13 protein-coding genes and 1 pseudogene are annotated in these 16,929 nt (G+C 71.8%); 8 read left to right on the forward strand and 6 right to left on the reverse strand.

Annotated elements, in window-relative coordinates:
- Positions 1 to 358: 358 nt before the first annotated feature.
- Positions 359 to 808: a PTS sugar transporter subunit IIA gene (locus IE275_RS11510; protein WP_189710537.1), complete on the forward strand. Its 450-nt coding sequence runs from the start codon at positions 359 to 361 to the stop codon at positions 806 to 808.
- Between the two features lie 78 nt (positions 809 to 886).
- Entirely contained in the window at positions 887 to 2,557 is a 1,671-nt protein-coding gene (gene ptsP, locus IE275_RS11515) for a phosphoenolpyruvate--protein phosphotransferase (RefSeq protein WP_189710539.1), read from the forward strand.
- A 69-nt stretch (positions 2,558 to 2,626) separates the two neighbouring features.
- Here ptsP and IE275_RS11520 read toward each other — a convergent pair whose 3' ends face one another.
- Complete coding sequence (locus tag IE275_RS11520; protein ID WP_189710541.1) at positions 2,627 to 3,556, reverse strand: DUF8829 domain-containing protein; 930 nt, start codon at positions 3,554 to 3,556, stop codon at positions 2,627 to 2,629.
- 269 nt (positions 3,557 to 3,825) lie between these two features.
- The gene (locus tag IE275_RS11525; RefSeq protein WP_189710543.1) at positions 3,826 to 5,802 is read right to left on the reverse strand and encodes an acetoacetate--CoA ligase; all 1,977 of its coding nucleotides are present in this window, start codon (positions 5,800 to 5,802) and stop codon (positions 3,826 to 3,828) included.
- 213 nt (positions 5,803 to 6,015) lie between these two features.
- On the opposite strand from IE275_RS11525, the gene IE275_RS11530 reads away from it, so the two are divergent.
- Positions 6,016 to 8,379: a glycoside hydrolase family 31 protein gene (locus tag IE275_RS11530; protein ID WP_189710545.1), complete on the forward strand. Its 2,364-nt coding sequence runs from the start codon at positions 6,016 to 6,018 to the stop codon at positions 8,377 to 8,379.
- 2 nt (positions 8,380 to 8,381) lie between these two features.
- Here IE275_RS11530 and IE275_RS11535 read toward each other — a convergent pair whose 3' ends face one another.
- Complete coding sequence (locus IE275_RS11535; RefSeq protein WP_189710547.1) at positions 8,382 to 8,918, reverse strand: NUDIX domain-containing protein; 537 nt, start codon at positions 8,916 to 8,918, stop codon at positions 8,382 to 8,384.
- Between the two features lie 161 nt (positions 8,919 to 9,079).
- Between IE275_RS11535 and IE275_RS11540 the strand changes: the two genes are divergently transcribed.
- From IE275_RS11540 to glpK, 5 genes are all read left to right on the forward strand, one after another.
- Entirely contained in the window at positions 9,080 to 9,505 is a 426-nt protein-coding gene (locus IE275_RS11540) for a Zn-ribbon domain-containing OB-fold protein (protein ID WP_189711106.1), read from the forward strand.
- Positions 9,502 to 10,692, forward strand: coding sequence for a lipid-transfer protein (locus IE275_RS11545; protein WP_189710548.1), 1,191 nt, complete (start codon positions 9,502 to 9,504; stop codon positions 10,690 to 10,692). The genes IE275_RS11540 and IE275_RS11545 overlap by 4 nt, the downstream gene beginning before the upstream one ends.
- A gap of 124 nt (positions 10,693 to 10,816) precedes the next feature.
- Positions 10,817 to 12,472 (forward strand): GGDEF domain-containing protein, encoded by a 1,656-nt coding sequence (locus IE275_RS11550; protein ID WP_189710550.1) that lies wholly within the window; start codon positions 10,817 to 10,819, stop codon positions 12,470 to 12,472.
- Between the two features lie 535 nt (positions 12,473 to 13,007).
- On the forward strand, positions 13,008 to 13,754 hold the full coding sequence (locus IE275_RS11555; protein ID WP_189710552.1) for an MIP/aquaporin family protein: 747 nt from the start codon (positions 13,008 to 13,010) through the stop codon (positions 13,752 to 13,754).
- 192 nt (positions 13,755 to 13,946) lie between these two features.
- On the forward strand, positions 13,947 to 15,467 hold the full coding sequence (glpK, locus tag IE275_RS11560) for a glycerol kinase GlpK (protein ID WP_189710554.1): 1,521 nt from the start codon (positions 13,947 to 13,949) through the stop codon (positions 15,465 to 15,467).
- A 117-nt stretch (positions 15,468 to 15,584) separates the two neighbouring features.
- Here glpK and IE275_RS11565 read toward each other — a convergent pair whose 3' ends face one another.
- The 3 genes and pseudogenes from IE275_RS11565 to IE275_RS11575 all read right to left on the reverse strand — a co-directional run bounded on the left by IE275_RS11565 (position 15,585) and on the right by IE275_RS11575 (position 16,927).
- Positions 15,585 to 16,190 carry a GTP-binding protein gene (locus IE275_RS11565; protein WP_189710556.1) on the reverse strand — a complete coding sequence of 202 codons (606 nt, stop codon included), beginning with the start codon at positions 16,188 to 16,190 and terminating at the stop codon, positions 15,585 to 15,587.
- Positions 16,171 to 16,441: pseudogene (locus tag IE275_RS11570) on the reverse strand (hydantoinase B/oxoprolinase family protein); the annotation flags it as partial. The pseudogene IE275_RS11570 and the gene IE275_RS11565, both read right to left, overlap by 20 nt.
- A 90-nt stretch (positions 16,442 to 16,531) precedes the next feature.
- Positions 16,532 to 16,927 carry a DUF742 domain-containing protein gene (locus tag IE275_RS11575; protein ID WP_189710558.1) on the reverse strand — a complete coding sequence of 132 codons (396 nt, stop codon included), beginning with the start codon at positions 16,925 to 16,927 and terminating at the stop codon, positions 16,532 to 16,534.
- Positions 16,928 to 16,929: the final 2 nt, after the last annotated feature.

A 16,929-nucleotide genomic window follows, 5' to 3' on the forward strand; every position in this document is an offset into this window, starting at 1 on the left:
TCCAGGTTCCCGCTTTTGTTTCGCGGTTTCCTTTCCGGCGGTTCCGACTTTATCAGGGTTTTCCCGCCTCCCTGACCACCGTCCCGCAGGCATGCGGAAGATGATCCAGAGATTAGGATCTGACAAGTTGGATGCTGCTCGGCAAGTGCGCTCGATCGCGTCGCTCACCCTCAAGCAGGAGTACGACTGTACACGCGGCCGCAGAGCGCGTGCAAATCGATTAGGGTAGTGGTCTAGACCACGGATCGGGAGCTCTCGTGCGGAACCGGTACTTCATATGACATACCCTGCTGCACAGTGCGCCGACCTGGACAGGCAGTAACGGCCCATGTACATCTCCACCCCTGGGAGGCTTCCCATGACCACCGTGACGTCCCCTCTCGCAGGACGCACCATCGGACTGGCAGCCGTGCCGGATCCGGTCTTCTCCGGGGCCATGGTCGGCCCGGGCACGGCGATCGACCCGGTGCGCGAGCCTTCCGAGGCCGTCGCACCCGTGGACGGAGTGATCGTCTCCCTCCACCCGCACGCCTTCGTCGTGGTCGACTCGGAGGGGCACGGCGTGCTCACCCATCTCGGCATCGACACCGTGCAGCTCAACGGCGAGGGCTTCGAGCTCCTCGTGAACAAGGGTGACAACGTGACCCGCGGCCAGAGCATCGTCCGCTGGAACCCGGCTTCGGTGGAAGCGGCCGGCAAGTCCCCCGTGTGCCCGATCGTGGCCCTGGAGGCCACGGCCGACTCCCTCGGCGAACTCCGCGAAGACGGCGATGTCAAAGCCGGCGACGTTCTCTTTTCCTGGCAGTGATGCCCGCGCCGTCCTATGACGGCATACAGGACAACCACCGCGGCGGCGGGACCCGCCGCACTATCGGAGACGGGTGAGATGGAGACAACGCTGCGAGGCGTCGGCGTGAGTCACGGTGTGGCCATCGGCGAGGTTCGGCACATGGGAACGGCGGTGCTCGAACCGCCCGCCAAGCAGATCCCCCCGGAGGACGCGGAGCGCGAGCAGGGGCGCGCCCGCAAGGCCGTGGACGCTGTGGCGGCCGACCTGATGGCGCGCGGCAACCTGGCCGGGGGCGAAGCTCAGGCGGTGCTCGAGGCACAGGCCATGATGGCGCAGGATCCCGAGCTGATGGCGGACGTGGACCGGCGGATCGCCGTCGGGAGCACGGCCGAGCGGGCCGTGTACGACGCGTTCGCCTCCTACCGCGAGCTGCTGGCGGGAGCGGGTGAGTACCTCGCCGGTCGGGTGGCCGACCTCGACGATGTGCGGAATCGTATCGTCGCCCGTCTGCTGGGCGTCCCGATGCCGGGTGTCCCGGACAGCGACGAGCCGTACGTCCTGGTGGCCCGGGACCTGGCGCCGGCCGACACCGCTCTGCTGGACCCGACGCTGGTCCTCGGTTTCGTGACCGAGGAGGGCGGGCCCACCAGTCACAGCGCGATTCTGGCGCGTGCGCTCGGTGTGCCGGCGGTCGTGGCCCTGCCTGGCGCCGGTGAGCTGGCCGAGGGAACGGTGATCGCCGTCGACGGCAGCACCGGCGAGATCTTCGTGAACCCGAGCGAGGAGAAGAAGGCCCAGCTCGAGGCGGCGGCCGCGGAGCGGAAGGCTGCGTTGTCCGCGTCGACCGGACCGGGTGCCACGGCCGACGGTCACAAGGTGCCGCTGCTGGCGAACGTGGGCGGTCCGGCCGACGTGCCCGCCGCCGTCGAGGCGGGTGCGGAGGGCGTCGGTCTGTTCCGTACCGAGTTCCTCTTCCTCGACGACAGCAAGAACGCACCGTCCGAGGAGAAGCAGGTCGAGGCCTACCGGCAGGTGCTCGAGGCGTTCCCGGAGGGGCGCGTCGTCGTGCGGGTGCTGGACGCCGGTGCGGACAAGCCGCTGGAGTTCCTGACCCCGGCCGACGAGCCGAACCCGGCGCTGGGTGTCCGTGGTCTGCGCACCCTGCTGGACCACCCGGATGTCCTGCGCACTCAGCTGACGGCGCTGGCGAAGGCCGCGGAAGGGCTGCCGGTCTACCTCGAGGTGATGGCTCCGATGGTGGCGGACCGTGCCGACGCCAAGGCGTTCGCGGACGCGTGCCGTGCGGCGGGGCTGCGGGCGAAGTTCGGCGCGATGGTGGAGATTCCGTCGGCCGCGCTGCGGGCCCGGTCGATCCTCCAGGAGGTCGAGTTCCTGTCGCTGGGCACGAACGATCTCGCGCAGTACACCTTTGCCGCCGACCGGCAGGTGGGTGCGGTGTCCCGGCTGCAGGATCCGTGGCAGCCCGCGCTGCTCGACCTGGTCGCGCTGTCCGCCGAGGCGGCCAAGGCCGAGGGCAAGAGCTGTGGTGTGTGCGGTGAGGCCGCGTCCGACCCGCTGCTCGCGTGTGTGCTGACCGGTCTGGGCGTCACCTCCCTGTCCATGGGTTCGGCGTCGATTCCTTACGTTCGGGCGGCGCTGGCGAAGTTCACGCTGGCGCAGTGTGAGCGGGCGGCCGCGGCGGCTCGTGCGTCGGACAGTGCCGAGGAGGCGCGCAACGCCGCGCAGGCCGTGCTGTCCGGCGAGTAGCGGTCCGGGCCGGTGACCGGCCGGCGAGCAGGGGCGTTCCGTCTTCGGGCGGAGCGCCCCTGCTGTGTGTCAGTGATGGTGGCCGGGCATCGGTCCTTCCAGGCCGTCCACCCCGAGCTCCGGTGGGAAGCAGTAGTCCACGCCGGACTCGGGTGAGATGAGGTCTCCCGAGTCGATGTCGGTGCAGTAGGCGTCGAAGACCTCGCCTGCGGTCAGGGCTTCGAGGCCGGCTCCGCGCATGCGCCAGCCGTAGATGCGGTCGGGGGTGTCGGGTGCGCTGGTGCGCATGACCAGGCCGCCGGGGCCTCGGGTGGCGAGGCCCAGGGCGAGGACGGTGGTGAATTCGAGGGCTTCGGCGTCGTCGAGCCGGGTGGCGCCGCCTGCCGCCTCGTCCGCCTCTGCGTCCGCGTCCGCGTCCGCGTGGAGGACGGCGACGAGGGTCTCGGGTGTTCCCGTCACGCTGCAGACGAGGTGCCGGTCGCCGGGTGGTGCTGTGGCGAGGATGCGCAGGACGAGGTCGGAGGCGTGTGCGAAGGCCGCGCGGCCGATGTCCTCGCCGCAGGTCGAGCAGGTGCCGAGGCGGGCCAGGAGTGTGGCCGCGTACTCCCAGGTGGCCTGGCGTACGGCCTCGTCGACAAGGGCGGGCACGAGGTCGGCGAGGGGCTGGCCCTCGTAGGGGATCGTGGGGCCGGTCGTGGCGATCCGAGCGGTGAAGCGGGTGCGGTTCGCGGGGAGGTCGGGGTCGAGGCCCTTGGCTGTGCAGTACTCGGCGTACTCCTGGGGGTCGAAGAGGGCCAGTGTGGTGTGGCTGCCCTGTTGGGCGCGTGTCCTGAGGAGGTGTTCGACCTGGCGGAGGTAGGCGAGGTGGTCGTCGAAGGTGAAGCTGCGGTAGCGGCGCATGGCGCGGAAGTCGTGTTCGTCGGTGAGCAGGCCGATGGTGCCGGCGATCTCTCGGCGCAGGACCCGTCCCATGGTCCGGTCGTCGTCGGTGTGTGCCATGTTTCCCCCTGTGTGCACAGTCGATCAATGCTCACTCACAGTAATCGACGGCACTGACAACGGGCTCGGCGTGAGCCGCTCACAGGCCCGGCCACTGGTTAATTGTGCAGGTCAGAGAAACATCTGGGCCGAGGACGGGCCGTTCGGGGGAGCCGGTCGGCGGTGACGACGAGTGGTCGATCCGGTCGGCGGTGTGCGGACGGCCCCGGATTCGCCATGGCCGGGCGAGTCCGGGGCCGCCGTCGGGACAGACAGTGCTGCCGGCTCGGTCAGGCGCGCTTGCGGGCCAGCTCCTCGTAGAAGTGGAGGAGGTCGAGGTTGTCGATGGAGCCGGGGTTGACCGCCTTTTCCAGTGGAGTGCCCTGGAGGAGGCGCTTGACCGGGACCTCGATGCGTTTGCCGGTGAGGGTGTGCGGGACGCCGGGGACCTCGATGACCTCGTCGGGGACGTGGCGCGGCGAGAGCTCTTCGCGGATGGCCTGTTTGATGCGGCCGAGGAGGGCGTCGTCGAGGACGGCCTGGGGAGCGAGGTGCACGAAGAGGGGCATCCAGTAGCCGCCGTCGGGCTGTTCGATGCCGATGACCAGGGATTCCTTGATCTCGGGGAGCCGTTCGACGACCTCGTAGATGTCGGCGGAGCCCATGCGTACGCCCTGGCGGTTGAGCGTGGAGTCGGAGCGGCCGTGGATGACGACCGAACCGCGTGAGGTGACGGTGATCCAGTCGCCGTGGCGCCAGACGCCGGGATACGTGTCGAAGTAGCTGTCGTGGTAGCGGCTGCCGTCGGGGTCGTTCCAGAAGTGGACCGGCATGGACGGCATGGGGTTGGTGACGACGAGTTCGCCGACCTCGTCGATGACAGGCCGGCCGCTCGGGTCCCAGGACTGGAGGTCGGTGCCGAGGCCGGGGGCCTGGAGTTCGCCGGTGTACACGGGGAGGGTCGGGACGGCTCCGGCGAAGCAGGAGCACACGTCCGTGCCGCCGCTGACGGAGGCGATCCACAGGTCGTCCCCGCTCGCTGCGAACTCGTCGTGCAGCCAGCGGAAGCCGTCGGGCGGGAGCGGTGATCCCGTGGTGGCGACGCACTGGACCGTGGAGAGGTCGAAGTCGCGGGAGGGGTGCACCCCGGCCTTGCGGCAGGCCATGACGTAGGCCGCCGAGGTGCCGTAGAGGGTGGCTCCGGTGCGTTCGGCGATGCGCCACTGGGCGGCGGTGTCGGGGTAGCCGGGACTGCCGTCGTAGAGGACGATCGTCGTGCCGGTCAGGAGGCCGGAGACGAGGAAGTTCCACATCATCCAGCCGGTCGAGGTGTACCAGAAGAAACGGTCCTCGGGGCCGAGGTCGCAGTGCAGGCCCAGCTGCTTGAGGTGTTCGACCAGGATGCCGCCCTGGGACTGGACGATGGCCTTGGGCAGGCCGGTCGTGCCGGAGGAGTAGAGCACCCACAGGGGGTGGTCGAAGGGGACCGGCGCGAAGACGGGTTCCTCGTTCGCGGCCGTGAGGGCCGACCACTCCAGGGCGCCTTCGGGGGCCTCGGTGCCCAGGAGCGGGACGTGGACGACGGCGCGCAGGGTGGGCAGCTCGCGGCGGAGTTCGGCGACGGTGTCGCGGCGGTCGTGCTCCTTGCCGCCGTAGCGGTAGCCGTCGACGGTGAACAGGACGACGGGTTCGACCTGCTGGAAGCGGTCGAGGACGCTGCGGGCGCCGAAGTCGGGGGCGCAGGAGGTCCAGACACCGCCGACCGCGGCCGTGGCGAGGAGCGCGACGACGGCCTGCGGGATGTTCGGGAGGTAGCCGCTGATCCGGTCGCCGGGGCGGACGCCGAGGGTGCGCAGCTCGGCGGCGAGGGAGCCGACCTGGCCGCGCAGCTCGCCCCAGGTCACCGGCTGCGGTTCATGGGTCTCGTCGACATACAGCAGGGCCGGTTCGTCCGGGCGGGTGGCGGCGGCGCGCAGGGCGTGCTCGGCGTAGTTGAGGGTGGCTCCGGGGAACCACTGGGCGCCGGGCATGGACCGGTCGCCCAGCACGCGCGTGTGCGGGGTCGAGAACCGTACGTCGAACCATTCCGTGACGGCTTCCCAGAACGTGTCCAGTTCGTCCACGGACCAGCGGTGCAGGGCCGGATAGCCCCCTGCTGCCGGGGCTCCGTGGCGCTCGGCCGCCCAGGTCTGGAATTTGGTGACCTGGGCCTGTGCGATGCGGTGCGGATCGGGCCGCCAGAGCGGCTCGGGGTTCAGGGTCGACATGGGGCGGCTCCGGACTCTGCGCGTCGTGTGCGTCGCCCGCGCACGAGCTGGGGTGGTGCGCGGTGCGCGGCTGACAGGGACGATGCCATGTGATCGACTTCTGCACCAGGGTGAGCCCCACACAGTCCGTGTCGTGAAGATGTGGTCCCGGCATAGGTGAACGGCAGTTGAACGACACGCGCGTGTGGAGCGGCAAGTGGCAGGGTGAGCAGTATGAACGGTCGTGACCTGGTGCGTTCGATGAAGAGGGTCGGTTCGGTGGGAGCGTCCCAGGGGTTGCGCACCGTGCGGGCGGCGTGGCGCAGGAGGCGTGCCGATGCCGCCGGGCTGCCCGCGCGGGGTGCCGAGCGCGCGCGGGTACCGGGTCCGGTGCAGGAGGTGGAGCCGGCGCCCGGTGGCGGGACGCTGCGGTTCAGCCGGTCGGAGCTCAGGATCCTCGTCGCCGTGAACGGGGCGGTGTTCTGGGGCTGGGACGGGGCCGGGCCGGAGCCGTCGTACGCGCTGGCCGGCCGTTGTCCCGAGCCGGACCCGCGGGCGGTGCTGGAGCCGGACAAGGACGGCGGCTGGCGGGTGGTGGCCGAGCGGGTGACGGTGGTGGTCTCGCGGCACGGTGCGATCGAGGTGTGCACGCCGGGCGGTGTGATGTTGCGCCGGGAGATGCCGCCGCGCTGGTGGGAGCCGCAGGACGGGGGTGCGGCGCGCTGGATGCAGCGGTCGGAGGTGGCGGCGGACGCGCGCTTCTTCGGTCTGGGCGGGCGGGCGTCCGGGCCGCGTCTGCGCAGTGGGACGTACCGGCTGTGGAACACGGATCCCGGGCGGGCCTTCGGCCGCGGGGACGACCCGCTGTATCTGACGATGCCGGTGCAGGTGGTGGTGTCCGACGCGGGCACGCATCTGATGTTCCACGACACGTCCTGGGACGGCACGGTGACGCTGCGGGAGGGCGAGGAGGGTGCCGGTTCCGGGCACGACCGGGCCGGGGCGTGCGAGCTGCGGATGGACGGCGGCCCGCTGCGCTGCTGGGTGATGGTGGGTACTCCCGCGCGCGTGCTGCTCGCCTGGGCCTCGCTGACCGGGGCGCCGGCGCTGCCTCCCGCGTGGGCTCTGGGTCACCATCACGCGCGTTGGGGCTTCGGCAGTGAGCAGGAGGTGCGCCGGGTCGTGGCCGGCTACCAGGAGCACGGTCTGCCGCTGGACGCGGTGCATCTGGACATCGACCACTACGACGAGCACCAGGTGTTCACCGTGGACCAGGATCGTTTCCCCAAGCTCGCGGTGCTCGCGGAGGAGCTGCGGCGGGACGGGATCCGGCTGGTGTCGATCGTCGACCCGGCGGTGCGGGCCACGCCGGGCAACGCGGTCTACGACAGCGGGCTCGCGGCGGACGTGTTCGTGCGGGACGCCTCGGGGCAGCTGGTCGAGGGTGTGGTGTGGCCGGGTGAGGCGGTCTTCCCCGATTTCACGCACGCGCGTGTGCGGCGCTGGTGGGGTGGTCTCTACGCGGAGCGGACGGCGCAGGGGTTCTCCGGGTTCTGGCACGACATGAACGAGCCGACGTCGTTCGCCGCCTTCGGCGAGCCGACGCTGCCGCGGTCCGCCCGGCACGCTCTGGAGGGGCGCGGAGGCGATCACCGGGAGGCGCACAACGTCTATGGGCTGTGCATGGCCTGGGCGGCCTACGAGGGGCTGCGGGAGCTGGTGCCCGAGGAGCGTCCGTTCGTCTTCTCACGCTCGGGCTGGGCGGGTCTCCAGCGCTACGGCGGTACGTGGTCCGGTGATGTCGCCACGGGCTGGCCGGGGTTGCGCGCGTCGTTGTCGCTGGTGATGGGGCTCGGGCTGTGCGGGGTGCCGTACTCGGGGCCGGACGTGGGGGGATTCGACGGCAGTCCGTCGCCCGAGCTGTATCTGCGGTGGTTCCAGCTGGGGGCGTATCTGCCGCTGTTCCGTACGCACGCGAGTCTGAAGGCGGGCCGTCGGGAACCCTGGGAGTTCGGGCCCGAGGTGCTGGAGCACGCGCGTGCGGCGCTCGTCGAGCGTCGGCGGCTGCTGCCGTACCTCACGACGCTGGCGTATCTGGCCCGGCGTACCGGGGCTCCTTATGTGCGGCCGCTGTGGTGGGGTTCGCCCGAGGACCGGGCGCTGCGGGACTGTGAGGACGCCTTCCTGCTGGGTGACTGCCTGCTGGTGGCGCCGGTGCTCGACCCGGGGGCGGACCGGCGCGCGGTGCAGCTGCCGCGGGGGCTCTGGTACGACACGGCCACGGGGCGGTCGTACCGGGGGCCGGGGCAGGTGGTCGTGGACGCGCCGCTGTCCCGGATCCCGGTGTTCGCGCGCGCGGGTGCCGTCATACCGGTGCGCGGGGACGAGGGGCTGGAGCTGGAGGTGTGGGCCCCGGCCCGGGGCCGGTCGGGTGGCGGTCTGGTGGTGCGGGGTCTGGGCGACGGCTGGGAGGAGCCCGAGGTCGAGCGGTACGTCACCCGCCGGGCGGGCCGGCGGGTGCTCGTGGAGCGGGAGGGTGAGGACGGCGTGTACGAGCCGTCCCACCCTGTGCGCGTGCGCGGCCTGGACGAGGGCTGACGTCAGATGTAGCGGCCCTCGAAGAACGCGCGTACGGCGTACGCGTGCAGGGGGAAGGCGAGTTCCTCCGGCCGGTGCAGGAGGTGCCAGCCCTCCGTCTCGTCCGTGGCGGCCGATTCCGGCAGCCGGTCCGCGGGGCACTCGGGGAGGAGCCCGAAGAGCAGGATGTGGCCGTCGGGGGAGCTCATGGCGTCGGCGAGCCGTACCTCGCGGCTGGCGGCCTCGATGCCGGTCTCCTCCCGGAGTTCGCGGACGACGGCCTGTCGCCAGTCCTCCCGGTCGTCTATGTAGCCGCCGGGCAGGGCGATGCCTCCGCGCGCGGGGGGCACGGTTCGGGTGATGACGACCAGGGCGGTGCCCTTCGTGTCGTACACGGGCTGGAGCGCGACGGCCACCGGCAGCGGGTTGCGGTAGGCCACGGTGGCGCAGGCCGGACAGGTGCGGGGCCAGCCGGTGACGCCCTCCCCGTAGGGCGCTCCGCAGCTCGAACAGTGGGAGTCGCGCGCGGAGTTCGCGTGGGGGTGCAGAGTTTCGGACACCCGGCGGAGCGTATCCGATCTTGCCGTGGGTGACGTACGCGAACGCCTCCACGGCCCTTGGCCCGTCCGGTGCCTGCCCAATTCCCGGTGCGCGTGCCACACTCCTGACGTTCCGTCAGATCTGGTGCCGGGGAGGGCTCTTGTCACGCACACGTACACCGGTGGTCGCCGGGTGGTTCGCCGGGGACGGGGAGGACTTCAGGCTGCTCGGGACGCGCTGTTCGGCGTGCGGGACGGTCTTCTTCCCGCGCGAGGACACCTGGTGCCGCAACCCTGGCTGCGCGGGCGCCGGCCTGGAGGAGGTCGCGCTGTCGCGGCGTGGGCGGATCTGGTCGTACACGGACAGCCGGTACCGCCCTCCGTCACCCTATGTGACCGACCCGGAACTTCCGTGGGAGCCGTACGCGTTGATCGCTGTGGAGCTGGAGTCCGAGCGGATCGTGGTGCTGGGGCAGGCGTCTCCGGGGATCACCGTCGCCGATCTGGCGGTGGGCATGGAGGTGGAGGTCGTGCCGGGCGTGCTCCACGAAGACGCGGAGACGACCTGGACGACGTGGCGGTGGCGGCCGACGGGGGTGGCGGGATGACGGCGGAGGTGGCGGTGCTCGGCGCGGGGATGCACCCCTGGGGCAAGTGGGGGCGCGGTTTCGTCGCGTACGGGGTGGCGGCGGCGCGTGCGGCGCTCGCCGATGCCGGTCTGGACTGGCGGGACGTCGGCTCGATCGTCGGCGCGGACACGGTGCGTGGCGGCTATCCGGGGTACGTGTCCGGGGCGACGTTCGCGAAGGCGCTGGGCTGGCAGGGGGCCCGGGTCGCGAGCGTGTACGCGGCATGCGCGTCGGGGGCCCAGGCGATCGGTGCCGCGCGGGCGCAGATCCTGGCCGGCCTGGCGGACGTGGTGCTGGTGGTGGGGGCGGACTCGGCACCCAAGGGCTTCTTCCGGCCCGCGGGCGGCGACCGGCCGGACGACCCGGACTGGCTGCGGTTCCGTGTGCTGGGCGCCACCAACCCGACGTACTTCGGGCTGTACGCGCGCCGGCGCATGGCGGTGCACGGGGACACGCCGGAGGACTTCGCCCAGGTCAAGGTGAAGAACGCCGCCATGGGGGCGTTGAATCCGTATGCCCGCTACCGCGCCCGGGTCACCGCCGAGGAGGTGGCCGCCTCCGCGGTGGTCGCCGATCCGCTGCGGCTGCTGGACATCTGTGCCACCTCTGACGGCGGGGCGGCGCTGGTTCTGTCCAGCATGGAGTTCGCCCGCCGGCACGGGGCGGCGGATCCGGTGCGGATCAGGGCGGTGTCCACCGTGACACCCCGCTACCCCACCACGGTGCTGGACCTGCCCGACATCGCCACCGACTCGGCGATCGCGGTGGAACCGTCCGGCGAGCCGTTCCGGGCGTCGATCGCCCGCGCCGCCTACGAGGAGGCGGGCCTCGGGCCCGGGGATCTGTCGCTGGCCGAGGTGTACGACCTGTCCACCGCCCTGGAGTTGCAGTGGTACGAGGATCTGGGGCTGTGCGGCGACGGCGAGGGCGCCAAGCTGCTGAGGGAGGGAGCGACGGCGCCGGGCGGGCGGATACCGGTGAACACGAGCGGGGGGCTGGCCTCGTTCGGGGAGGCGGTACCCGCACAGGCGATCGCCCAGGTCTGCGAGGTGACCTGGCAGCTGCGCGGGCAGGCGGGCGACCGTCAGCTCGCCCACGCGCGCGTGGGCATCACGGCGAACCAAGGCCTGTTCGGACACGGGTCTGCGGTGATCGCCGTGAAGTGAGGGACGGATGGGGCACAACGGGCCGCACGCGAGGTCCGCGTACGCTCCGTGATCGCTCCGGAAGGATGCGTGAACGTCTTATGAACTGCGCCTGGGCGTGCGCCCGCAGCGCCATCATGCTCCCGTGCACTCCTGGACGGACACTCTCCGCTTCGCCTTCCAGCCGGTGGTCAATCTGACGACCGGAGCGGTGGCAGGGCTGGAGATACTCGCCCGCCCCGAGTCCGGTGACATCCTCGCGCAGGCCCGCCGCGATCCCGAACTCGACGGCAGGCTCGCCGTGCTGGCGGTCCGGGCGGCGGCGCGCCGGGAGACGCTGCTGCCGCTGCATGTGAACGTGTTCGCCGGCACCCTGGCCGACCTCGGCGGACTCACGTCGTTGCACGCCGCCGTCCGCGAGGCGGGCCGGCTCCCGTGGGAGGTGACGCTCGACATCGTTCCGCCGTACACGCATGTGCCGCAGCAGCCGCTGCTGGAGGCCCTGGCCGCGCTGCGGGGGCAGGGGTTCCGGATCAGCGCGGACGGGGTGGGGGACGGGGACGTACCGCTGCGGCTGCTCGTGGACATGGCGCCGGACCTGGTGAAGCTGGACGCGTGTCTGCTGGCGCGGCCGGGGGCGGTACGGGCGATGCGGACACTCTGCGACGAGCTGGGGGCACTCCTGGGCGTCGAGGGGGTGGAGACCGAGGCGCAGTGCGCGACCGCGCTGGCGGCGGGGGCGCAGCTGGCGCAGGGTGTGCTGTTCGCGCCCCCGGCACGGCTGCCGGCCGCCGATGTGTACCTGCCGCCGCGCGTCCCCGGCACCTTGTCGGCGCCCGGGGCCGGGCCGTCGGTACGGGAGTTCGTGCGGCCGGCCGCGCTGCTGCCGGTGACCGCCTCCGCCGGGCAGGTGCGGGCGCTGCTCACCGGGTCGCCCGACGTGTCCGGGGTGCTGCTCGTGGACCGGACGGGCGTCCCGGTCCGCTCGGTGCACCGCTCGCGGTTCCTGCTGTCGATGTCGGCGCGGTACGGCCACGCCCTGTACGCGGACCGTCCCGCGGCCAAGCTCGGTGACGCGCCGCGGACGGTGGGCGTCGACGCGACGGCGTGGGAGGTGCTGGACGTGGTCGCGGTCGGCGGCCCGGACCGTACCTCGGACGACGTGGCCGTCGTCGACCGCTACGGGCGGTGCGTGGGCGTCGTCCGGCTGGCGGATCTTGTGCGGGCGTTGGCCGAGAACCGGGTCGAGGAGGCGGTGGGGCTCAATCCGCTCACGCGGCTGCCCGGCTCGGACGCGATCACGGCGGAGGTGGACCGGCGGATCATGGAGGGGCGGGCGTTCGCGCTGAGCTGGCTGGACGTCGACCACTTCAAGCAGGTCAACGACGGGGCGGGATTCGCCGCGGGCGACGAGCTGATCCGGTCGGTCGGGCGGGCGTTGCAGGACGCGGCGTCCGGGAGCACGCGGGTGGGGCACATCGGCGGGGACGACTTCCTGGTGCTGGCCGATCCGGAGCGGCTGGATCCGCTGGCCCACTCCCTGCTGGACGCCCCGTGGTCGGCGGGTGGGCGCCCGGTCACGTTGTCGCTGGCCACGGTGGTGTGTCTGCCGGGCGGCGTGGCGGATCACCGGCAGGCGGCCGCGTGTCTGGCGCCGCTGAAGCAGGCCGCGAAGGCCTTGGACGGGGCGAGTTGGGTGCTGGGGCGCGCCGGGGCGGCGGGGCACGAGATCAGACGCGGGGCACCGCCGATGGCCGCGGCGGGGTCGGAGCCGGTGGGGGCGGAGCCGGGCCCGGGATGAGGGGGCGGCCGGGCCGGCCGGGCCCGGGATGAGCCAGCTGCGGGGCACGGGGTGAGCCGACGGCGGAGCCCGGGGTGAGCCGGCAGCCCGGCCCGGCGTAAGTCGACAGCCGAGCACCGCATGAAGGAACCGCCCAGCCCGGCGCAAGCCGGCAACCGAGCCCCGCATGAAGGAACCGCCCAGCCCAGCTCTCGCCGGAGCGTGTCCACTTGATCCGCTGCCCGCGGAACCGTCTCCCTCCGTGCCCCCGGCTCCCAACCGTTGCCGTCGGGCTCCTTGACGCTCCCTGGGCGCCGGTGAACACTTCCCGGTGTCAGCCGACATCGCCGTACATATTCGGCGTATCCAGGCACGCGCGGCGCGGGCTCCCCCGACCGAGGCCCGCTCTCTCACCGGCGATTCGGCTACGACGGCACGCTCGTCACGGACGCCGGGCGGGGCGCGGGACCTCCCTGCCATGGCCGAAGCAGCCACGCGAACCGCACCCTGCACCGTGCACCGGGGCCGATCGCCCCGGCCGGGCCTAGGAGCAGCCATGAGCAACGGAGACATATTCGTCGGCGAGGTCATCGGTACGGCGATCCTGATCCTGTTCGGCGCGGGCGTCTGCGCCGCCGTCACCCTCAGATACTCCAAGGCGCGGGCCTCGGGCTGGATCGTGATCGCCTTCGGCTGGGGGTTCGGCGTGCTGGCGGGGGCGTACACCGCCGCGCCGCTGTCCGGCGGGCAGCTCAACCCGGCCGTCACCCTGGGGATCGCCGTCGACACGGGCAAGTGGGGGAAGGTCTGGATCTACATCCTGGGCCAGTTGGTCGGGGCGATGCTGGGCGCGGTGCTCGCCTATCTCGTGTATCTCGCGCAGTTCCAGGCGAACGTACGGCAGTCGGGCGCCGAGGGCACTGACGAGGAGCCGACGCCAACCCTGGGCATCTTCTCCACCATCCCGGAGATCCGGAATCCGGTCGCCAACCTGATCACGGAGATCATCGCGACGATCGCGCTCGTCCTGCCGATCCTCGCCTTCGGACTGACCGAGGGGCTCGGCGAGTCCGGCACGCTGGTGCTGATCGTGTCCCTGCTGGTCGTGGGCATCGGGCTCTCGCTCGGCGGGCCCACCGGCTATGCCATCAACCCGGCCCGTGACCTCGGCCCGCGCCTGGTGCACGCCGTGCTGCCGATCCCGAACAAGGGCACGTCGGACTGGGGTTACGCCTGGATCCCGGTCGTCGGCCCGCTGGTCGGCGGAGCGCTCGCGGGTCTGATCTACAACGTGGCCTTCTGAGCGGTCGTCCGGGCATCGGTCGGTCACCGGTCGAGCACCGGCCCGGCCCCGCCGAACCGGCCCGCCGGCGCCCACCGGCGCGACCCCCGCAACCACTGCAACCGCCGCAACCGCCGCAACCGCCGCAACCGGTCCACACAGCCATGCGCGCGTTCACCGCGCGTCCTTCTGATCCCAGCCCAAGGGGTAGCCATGACGGACAACGCCGAGAAGTACGTCGCCGCAATCGACCAGGGCACCACCTCCAGCCGCTGCATCGTCTTCGACCACGACGGCGCGATCGTCGCCGTCGACCAGCGTGAGCACCGCCAGATCTTCCCCAAGCCCGGCTGGGTGGAGCACGACGCCACCGAGATCTGGTCCAAGGTGCAGGCGGTGGTCGCGGGCGCGATCGCCAAGGCCGGGCTGCGCGCCGACCAGATCAGCGCGCTGGGCATCACCAACCAGCGCGAGACGACCGTGCTGTGGGACCGGGCCACGGGCAAGCCGGTGCACAACGCGATCGTGTGGCAGGACACGCGGACCGCGGGGCTCTGCAACGAGCTGGGCGGCTCCGACGGCCAGGACCGGTTCCGCGAGCAGACCGGGCTGCCCCTGGCCAGCTACTTCTCGGGGCCCAAGGCGGCCTGGCTGCTCGACAACGTGCCCGGCCTGCGAGGCCGTGCCGAGCGCGGCGAGATCGCCTTCGGCACCATCGACTCGTGGCTCATCTGGAACCTCACCGGAGGCGTCGACGGCGGCCGGCACGTGACCGACGTGACCAACGCCGGGCGCACCATGCTGATGAACCTGGAGACCCTCCAGTGGGACACCTCCATCCTCGCCGCGATGAACGTGCCCGAGGCCGTGCTGCCGGAGATCCGGTCCTCCGCCGAGGTGTACGGCACGGCGGTCGGCCAGCTGGCCGGCGTACCGGTCGCCTCGGCGCTGGGCGACCAGCAGGCGGCGGTGTTCGGCCAGGCCTGCTACGACGTGGGAACGGCCAAGAACACCTACGGCACGGGCAGCTTCCTGCTGCTCAACACCGGCAACCGGCCGGTGCCCTCCAAGAGCGGGCTGCTGACGACGATGGGGTACAAGATCGGCGGGGAGGCGCCGGTGTACTGCCTGGAGGGCTCCATCGCGATCACGGGCGCGCTCGTGCAGTGGTTCCGGGACCAGCTCGGCATCATCCGCAGCGCCGACGAGATCGAGACGCTGGCGGCGAGCGTCGACGACAACGGCGGCGCGTACATCGTGCCGGCGTTCTCCGGGCTGTTCGCGCCGTACTGGCGCTCCGACGCGCGCGGTGTCGTCACCGGGCTCACCCGCTACGTGACGAAGGCGCATCTCGCGCGCGCGGTGCTCGAGGCGACGAGCTGGCAGACGCGTGAGGTGGTGGACGCCATGTTCCAGGACTCCGGGGTGCAGATCACGACCCTGAAGGTGGACGGTGGCATGACGAAGAACGATCTGCTGATGCAGCACCAGGCGGACGTGCTCGGCGTGCCGGTGATCCGGCCGCGGGTCTCCGAGACGACCTGCCTGGGCGCGGCGTACGCGGCGGGCCTGGCGACCGGCGTGTGGAACGACCTCGACGAGCTGAAGGCGCACTGGCAGAGGGATGTCGAGTGGACTCCGGCGATGGAGGCCTCGGTACGCGACCGGGAGTACCGCAACTGGCGCAAGGCCGTGGAGAAGAGCTTCGGCTGGCTGGAGGAGGGCGAGCAGTAGCCCACGCGCGCGTGCCTCGCGGTGGGCACGCACACGCGTGTGCACCCTCTTTCCGCTTCCGGCCGTACAAGGCCGCGGCCCGTACCCCGGTCGGCGAGGGTACGGGCCGTGCGGAGCTCAGGTGGTGACGGTCTGCCGGCGTTCGGAGCCGAAGTCCATCGCGTGCTGGACGACACCGATCAGGACGTCCCGGACCGACAGCTTGTCGCGGGCGTCGCACAGCACCACGGGTACGTCGTCGTCGAGGTCGAGGGCCCGGCGCACGTCCTCCTCCGGGTAACGGATCGAGCCCTCGAAGCAGTTGACGCCGACGATGAAGGGGATGGAGCGGCGCTCGAAGTAGTCGATGGCGGCGAAGCAGTCCTCCAGGCGACGGGTGTCGGCGAGCACGACGGCCCCGAGAGCGCCCTCGGAGAGTTCGTCCCACATGAACCAGAACCGCTCCTGGCCGGGGGTGCCGAACAGGTAGAGGACCAGGTCCTCGCGCAGGGTGATGCGCCCGAAGTCCATGGCGACGGTGGTGGTGTGTTTCGCCTCGACGCCGGTGATGTCGTCGACCGGGCGGCCCGCCTCGGTGAGGTACTCCTCGGTGCGCAGCGGCCGGATCTCGCTGACCGCGCCGACGAGGGTGGTCTTGCCCACCCCGAAACCGCCGGCCACCAGGATCTTCAGCGTGACGGGCTCCACCGGGGGCTTGCCGCGCTCAGATCGCCCGAAGATCATCGATCACTTCTCCTGCTCGATGGGGGTGTGTGGCGGCGGGCCGTGGCCTCCGCCGCCGGGGGTCTCGATGCCGCGGACGTCTCCGGGGCCGATGACGGTGTCCACACAGTCGCTGTCCGCACAGTCGCTGTCGGGACTCTACGGTGCCGCGACCGTGTGGACACCGTCATCGGTGCCGGTGGGCGGATACGGCGGAGCACGCCGTCCCCGCCGCGCCACCGGCCGGCGCCCCCGACGCCGTTCCGGTGCGCGATCCGCGGGGCGTCGCCGACGCCGCGGGTGGTGATCAGGCGGTCCTGCGGCGGAATGAGCGTCACGTCGTCACCCGGTTTCCACCCCGCTCACAGCGCCCGTAGGCCGCTGATCACGTCGCGCAGGATGCTCTCGTCCGGCAGTTCGGCAGGAGGTACGGGCCGGTTCACATGGACGAATTCCGCGTCCACGAGGTCTCCGACAAGGACCCGTACCACTCCGATGGGCAGGTCGAGTTCGGCGGCGAGTTCGGCGACCGACTGCGGCGCCCGCCGGCACAGGTCCACGATGTCCACGTGCTCCGGTGAGAGCGAGTGGTCCGCTTCGGGATCGTCCGCGTGGGGCTCCACGACGACCACCGCGATCAGGTCGAGGCGGTGCTGGACCGCACTGGTGGTACGGCCGCGTGTCATGGCGTACGGACGGACGACCGGTCCGGCGTCGTCGTCGAACCAGTGGCTGCTTCCCTGACCGTCTGTAGTCATGC

The sequence above is a fragment of the Streptomyces phaeofaciens genome, assembly GCF_014648915.1.
Classification (GTDB): domain Bacteria; phylum Actinomycetota; class Actinomycetes; order Streptomycetales; family Streptomycetaceae; genus Streptomyces; species Streptomyces phaeofaciens.

Coding starts and splice junctions, on each gene's coding strand:
- IE275_RS11510 (WP_189710537.1), top strand. CDS start 359: ATGACCACCGTGACGTCCCCTCTCGCAGGACGCACCATCGGACTGGCA.
- ptsP (WP_189710539.1), top strand. CDS start 887: ATGGAGACAACGCTGCGAGGCGTCGGCGTGAGTCACGGTGTGGCCATC.
- IE275_RS11520 (WP_189710541.1), bottom strand. CDS start 3,556: ATGGCACACACCGACGACGACCGGACCATGGGACGGGTCCTGCGCCGA.
- IE275_RS11525 (WP_189710543.1), bottom strand. CDS start 5,802: ATGTCGACCCTGAACCCCGAGCCGCTCTGGCGGCCCGATCCGCACCGC.
- IE275_RS11530 (WP_189710545.1), top strand. CDS start 6,016: ATGAACGGTCGTGACCTGGTGCGTTCGATGAAGAGGGTCGGTTCGGTG.
- IE275_RS11545 (WP_189710548.1), top strand. CDS start 9,502: ATGACGGCGGAGGTGGCGGTGCTCGGCGCGGGGATGCACCCCTGGGGC.
- IE275_RS11555 (WP_189710552.1), top strand. CDS start 13,008: ATGAGCAACGGAGACATATTCGTCGGCGAGGTCATCGGTACGGCGATC.
- glpK (WP_189710554.1), top strand. CDS start 13,947: ATGACGGACAACGCCGAGAAGTACGTCGCCGCAATCGACCAGGGCACC.
- IE275_RS11565 (WP_189710556.1), bottom strand. CDS start 16,190: ATGATCTTCGGGCGATCTGAGCGCGGCAAGCCCCCGGTGGAGCCCGTC.
- IE275_RS11575 (WP_189710558.1), bottom strand. CDS start 16,927: ATGACTACAGACGGTCAGGGAAGCAGCCACTGGTTCGACGACGACGCC.